Raw genomic sequence first — 6,332 nt, 5'->3', positions numbered from 1 at the left:
CTACATGTAATGCACGATTCTCTAAACGTAGACGTTCAAGTTCAGTTAACTCTTGAGAAGTATATTTATGCTTCTTTGCTTTAATTTTCTTTTTATGCATTAATGGTCGTCCTTGCTTAATAAATAAAGCATCAACACCGCCTTCATTTAATTTTCTTTGCCAATTCGCAATAGTGGAATGTTGTTTAATATTAAAATGATTGGCAGTAATTTGATAGCTGGCACCATGTTCTTTTCTCCAGTTTAAGACTTCTAATTTAAATTGACCACTATATCTTGTCTTAGAAAAGCTTTTTTCCAGGCCTCTGTTACCATACTGTTGATAATTATTGATCCAACCATCAATAGATCTACGTGATGTGATATGTAATTTCTCTTGAATTTCTTTTGTACTAAATCCTCTTTGATACAAATCTACTGCTTCTAATTTTGTTTTTAGTAAATATTTAGACATAAGAAAACCCCCGAATTGGAATCTTTGTCCAATTCCGGGGGTTAGCTTCAATAATTGAGAAGCGGTTTTTTAGACCTAAAATATTCGAGAATTAGTTATATTTTCTTCAATCAAACCAGGTTTTTCGTTAGGAGTATGTTGTAACACATTAATAATCATCGTTTAGCCCCCCAATAGTTCGTTAATAAATTTCACATTAGATTAACACCATTTAAGGCTTGGTACAATCCAAACCATATATGACTTGCTTTTTTAAATAAAAATAGCCTCACATATTTAATTTGTAATATGTGAGGCCGCAATATTATATTTTAAAATTATGCCTTGTAACGTGATTCGCCGTTTAAGTAAGTTTCACTTAACGTCATGTCCTGATTCAGTACTATGAAGTCCGCCTCTTTATCTGGAGCAATAGACCCACATTTATCTAAGATGTGGGCACTTTTGGCTGGCACATAAGAAGCCATCATCACGGCTTCTTCTGGAGTAGCCACATTCCAATCAACCACATTCTTCAAAGCGGTATTAAGTTGCAAAATGCTCCCAGCAAGATTGTCACCATCCTTTAACCGAGCCATGCCATCCTTAACGTAGACCGGTAATTCACCTAACATGTAATCACCATCTGGCATCATCCCGGCTTCCATACAATCCGTTATCAGACAAATATGTTCAGATCCCTTTGCCTTAACCAGTGCGCGCACCATTTCCTTATTCACATGGTGACCATCACAAATTAATTCGGCAGTTACATTATTTAACGCCATAGCCGCATTAGAAATTGAGGTGGCATGATGTGATGGATCTGGCATGCCGTTAAAAGTATGTGTAAACATTGAAGCACCTGCTTCAATTCCAGCCTTAGCCTGAGTATAGTCAGCACTTGAATGTCCCAATGAAACAACAACGCCTTCTTGCACAGCAGCCCTAATAAATTCCTTACTTCCTTTTCTTTCCGGTGCAAGCGAAATTTTATTGAGTAATCCTTGAGAATCGTCACGCCATTGGTTAAATTGGTTAATATCGGGATCAAGCAAGTATTTAGGATTTTCAGCCCCAGCATGTTCAGCTGTAAAATACGGTCCTTCAAAATGAAGGCCTTGAATCTTGGCACCAGTTTCTTCTCCTTTATGTGCTCCAAACATTTGACAAATTCTAGTTAAAGTATCAGCACCTGCCGTATAAGTTGTTGGCAGCCAACTAGTCACCCCAGATCGCAAAAATCCTTCTGCCAACCGATTGACTCCATCCCAATCACTTCTCATGACATCTTCATTCAGTGAACCATGCACATGAGTGTCAACTAAGCCAGGAGCAATCCATTTACCACCGTAATCAAGTATTTTTCCCGCTGGTTTTTCATTTTCTGAATAATAGAAGCCAAACTTACCATTATCTTGAACTTCCAAGTAACCACCATCTTCGGTTACATTTTCAAGAAAAAATTTATCTGCATGAATATAATAGGTCATCTTTTTTGCCTTTCCATTAAAAGTTAATCTGGTATTTTCTGACTTCATTTTAGCTTAATCAATTGGTCTTTACCAGTTCAATCACAAATACTACGGAAAGTTTTTATTTTTTAGTTATAATATGTAGTAGTAGAAAGATTGAAGAAGAAAGCAAAAATCATGATACAAAATAATCAAACAAATAAACATCAATTAGGAGCATTAACTGGCGCCAGCAAATGTGAAAACTATTATGAACTACACTTTAATACTGGTGAAGTAGCACATTTTTACATTCTGGCTGATGGTATTTTCCGCTTTTTACTTGATCCTGAACAAACTTTTAATGAAAAACGGAGTCCACTTGGCGAACTCGAGCAATTTGATAATACAGCTTTCGAGAATTCACAAGTTCGTGCTACGAATGATTCGCTAATTATTCAATCAGGTAATTATCAAATTATTTTTGGACAAAAACCAGCTGTAATGAGTATTTTCGATGAAACAATTCATCGCACTCGCATGGCTCAAGCCCAGCCACTTGAATTGGCAAATAATGCAACAAGTGAACTTTTAGTTCAAAAGAAAAGCGAATTTTACTTTGGCGGTGGCTTGCAGAATGGCTATTTTAGTCATAAGGGTCATAAAATTGAAATTAGCCGTAATCAAATTACGGGTCAAGGTGGCATCCCTTTGCAAGTACCTTTTTTCTGGTCAAACGCTGGTTACGGCGAATTGCGCAATACCACTCAAACAGGAACATATGACTTTGGACAAAATGTGCAAAATTTAACTACTATTATGCATCATGACCAGATTTTCGACAGCTTTTATCTACTTGGCGAAACTCCCCAAAAAATTATTGCAAAATACTATACTTTGACAGGACAACCACTATTATTACCCAAATATGCATTAGGCTTAGGACATATTGGCAATTTTTGCACAACTTTATGGAAACCAAGCAAAGCTAAGGATCGCAATGCTACTCGTTTTGGAAGCAATTATTACACTCGTACCAATACAGATGCAGATGCGGCTGGCAAAGCATCTCTTAATGGAGAAGAAGATTACCAGTTTTCTGCGCGCGGCTTAATTGATCGTTACCAAATGGCTAACTTTCACTTAAACTGGTTAGTTCCCAACTATGAAGCGCCAATGCCTAATCACCAAGCGCTAGACTTCTTTAATGACTATGCACTTAGACAAGATGTTCATCCCGGATTCTGGCATAAAGAACCTATTGCACTACCAGAAAAAACGACTTTTACTTTCACTAATCACGTCGAACTAATAAACTCAGATAATGAACAATTGGCAACTCATTTAAAACTCAAACGACCACTAGTTTTGAGTGATAATGGCTTTATGGGAATGCAAAAAAAAGCTGCTTTAATTTTTGCTGGAATAGGCGGTAATTGGGAAAATATTGCCACACAGGTTGCAGGAATACTCGGGGCAAATCTTTCGGGCCAGCCGTTAGTTGGAGCTGCCGTTGATGGTGCGCAAGGTGGAGGCAATGCTCAAATATATGTTCGTGACTTCGAATGGAAGACCTTTACTCCCCTACTATTTAACTTGGATGATCAAGGAAATTTTAGCAAAATTCCATTCGCTTATAATAAAAAAATAACTGAAATTAATCAGTCATATCTAAAGCTACATGCTAAATTAAAGAATTATTTATATACTTTAAACGCACAAGCACAGTTTGGGTTTGCTATTATGCGTCCCTTATTCTTAGCCTTTCCTGAACAACGATCTAACTATACCGATCAATTTGATAGCGAATTCATGCTCGGCGATAATTTCTTAATTGCCCCAGTAACTAATGGTCGAGAAGATGATCGTGGCAATACTCGCAAAGATAATCTTTACTTGCCAGGTCCTCGCACCATATGGATTGACTTTTTTACTGGCCAAAAATATGCTGGCGGGCGAGTTTACAATAATCTCTCATATCCATTATGGCATCTACCAGTTTTTGTTCGCGGCGGTAGCATTCTGGATTTAGGACAACGTGATTTTGTTATCTATCCTCAGGGAAGTAGCGAAACAACAATTTATGCAGATTCTGATCTAACGGACTTTAAACATAATCATTGTGAAACCCATATTCAAAGTACCTATAATGACGAAAAGCTGATTGTGACACTTGACCCGATTAAAGGTAACTACCCCGGATTCAATAGCAATCAAGAAACCAAGTTAACAATTATGTGTGATGCTTATCCTGATCAAGTAACAGTTAAAATCAACGATCAAATAGTTTCCATACAAGAATATGGAACTATCGAAGCTTTTAACCATGCTAACGAAGGAATTTTCTATAATACCAATTATGTCTTACCGGAATTTTCTTCATATCAAAAACAAAGACAAACGGCATTACAAATTAAGTTAGCTAGTCATGAGCTTTCCAATACTAAAATTGAAATTATTGTCCAGAATTTGATATATGGCGACCATGTTTTGGTTCATGCAATTACCAGTGGGCTCTTATCCTCGCCCAAATTACCAGCAGTTGATTCAAGTAAAATAACCGCGCACTCATTTGAATTAGCTTGGTCTCAACAAAGTAGTGTTCAAGTTGAAATTAATCATTTGATTTACGAAGGAATTACTGGTAAAAGTTTTACTTTCCATGAGCTTTCACCCAACACACGATACATTATTAGAATGCGTTATGTTTCTGGCAGTAAAGTTTCAGAATGGTCAGATCTTTTTGGCGTAATTACTAAACCAGCCGCAATTTCTTATGCTATTCAAGATATTCAAACGGCATGTAATTTTGAAAGCAATTCACAACATCCGTTGGCTTACTTAACTGATTTGAAATTAGCCAGTGAATGGCAAAGCAATCAATCAGTTTTAGAAGATAACCCACTGCAACTAACTTTTACTTTTAAAGAAATAGAAAAATTGAGCCGAATGGTATTTGTACCTCGTAACATTGATCATGACGGCGATCCTACTGATCTTAGCCTTGCTATATCAACCGATGGTGCAAATTATACTATTTACGCTGACCATTTAAAATGGAAAGCCGATAGTAAAAATAAAGTGATTGGCTTACGAGACGTTCGGGCTAAAGCAATTCGCCTAACTATCTATCACTCATCTGGTGCAATGGTTGCTGCACGTGAAATTCTCTTTTATCGCGCTAAAAAATAATATACTAAAAAAGTCTAAGTTCTCAAATTCGAGAACTTAGACTTTTTGTTTAAGAATTATTATTGCAATAAGTCGCCTAAATTAAAATAAGTCATATCAGTGAACTTTTGCTTACTATATTTTTGAGCTAATTCTGGCGTTGTAAAGTACTGATTTACTACTTTACCTGTATAATCTGCTTCAAAGACGACTTTAACTGTTTGCCCATCTATGTTTTCTTCATGCATGGTATAAGCTGTTGCCATCTTGGGAGCATGGTCATCCACTGGTCCAATCACGGTCCATTTTAATCCCCGCATCTTGCGTGTTTTTTCAATTCTCATCGCTTTTTCATAATACTTGTCGAACTTACCTGGCATTTGCCAAGGATATTTATTTGTTCCCTTAACTTTACCAACAACATAGACAACTGCGTAAAGCTTTTTTCCATTAGTCCCAGGTCTTGAAAAAGAATGCTTAGTGATCTTCATTGGTGACATATTTGAAACTTGGGTATACCATGTCCCGCGTAAACTTTGCGGTAAGGTATAGCGTTTGACAAGCCCGTATTTATTACCTTTTGCGGCCGCTTGAATAGTTTGTTCAGGGTGCACAGCAACCGTAGCTACTCCTGCTAAGGACAGCCCCAAGGCCGTAATTAAAGTAATTATTTTTGCTTTTTTCATTTATTTTTCTCCTTTTATTATTTCTTCATATTATATCATATAAACTTAATAAAAAATACACAATATCAACTAATGATATTGTGTATTTTAAATATTTATTTAACTATTAAGCTCAATAGTTTGAACTTCTTTCCCATGTACTACATCTCCTGGTGAAATTTCAGAAACTGTTCTAATAATATCCATATTAGTTAAAACAACAATGACTGTATTGTCATAACCTTCATTAGCAATCATCTTGATATCCATATCAGCTAAATGATCACCCTTTTTAACAACATCACCTTGACTAACAAAGACTTCAAACGGTTTACCATTTAGAGTAACAGTATCTAACCCTAAATGAATTAAAATTTCCAAATTATTTTCTGTAGTAATCCCAATTGCATGTTTAGTCGGAAACACTGTAGTGACAGTACCTGAAACTGGTGAATAAATTCCACCAGTGGTTGGCTTAATAGCATAACCATCACCCAGCATTTTTGTTGAAAAAACTTCATCTTTGACATCCGTAATTGAAATCAAATTGCCATCACACACCGCATAGATAGAAAATCTATGTTTTTTAAATAACTTAAACATTTTGTT

General features: G+C 36.1%; 5 protein-coding genes. 1 reads left to right on the top strand and 4 read right to left on the bottom strand.

Going from position 1 to position 6,332, the window contains the following annotated elements; genetic code table 11:
• Positions 1–454: helix-turn-helix domain-containing protein (locus ACYIAQ_RS05850; protein WP_483562599.1), on the bottom strand; the 454-nt coding region annotated here is incomplete at its 3' end.
• Between the two features lie 317 nt (positions 455–771).
• The gene (gene nagA / locus ACYIAQ_RS05845; protein ID WP_483562872.1) at positions 772–1,926 is read right to left on the bottom strand and encodes an N-acetylglucosamine-6-phosphate deacetylase; all 1,155 of its coding nucleotides are present in this window, start codon (positions 1,924–1,926) and stop codon (positions 772–774) included.
• A gap of 159 nt (positions 1,927–2,085) precedes the next feature.
• Here nagA and ACYIAQ_RS05840 point away from each other — a divergent pair, with 159 nt between their 5' ends.
• Positions 2,086–5,079, top strand: coding sequence for a TIM-barrel domain-containing protein (locus ACYIAQ_RS05840; protein ID WP_483562873.1), 2,994 nt, complete (start codon positions 2,086–2,088; stop codon positions 5,077–5,079).
• 59 nt (positions 5,080–5,138) lie between these two features.
• Here ACYIAQ_RS05840 and ACYIAQ_RS05835 read toward each other — a convergent pair whose 3' ends face one another.
• Both ACYIAQ_RS05835 and ACYIAQ_RS05830 read right to left on the bottom strand, forming a co-directional pair.
• The gene (locus ACYIAQ_RS05835) at positions 5,139–5,744 is read right to left on the bottom strand and encodes a hypothetical protein (RefSeq protein ID WP_122019201.1); all 606 of its coding nucleotides are present in this window, start codon (positions 5,742–5,744) and stop codon (positions 5,139–5,141) included.
• Between the two features lie 99 nt (positions 5,745–5,843).
• Positions 5,844–6,326, bottom strand: a complete 483-nt coding sequence (locus ACYIAQ_RS05830) for a PTS sugar transporter subunit IIA (RefSeq protein ID WP_483562871.1) — start codon at positions 6,324–6,326, stop codon at positions 5,844–5,846.
• Between the last annotated feature and the right edge of the window lie 6 nt (positions 6,327–6,332).

It is taken from the genome of Lactobacillus sp. X-49 (assembly GCF_057063645.1).
Note: the sequence above shows the minus strand (reverse complement) of the source record. Positions and strands in the feature narration are given on the sequence as shown.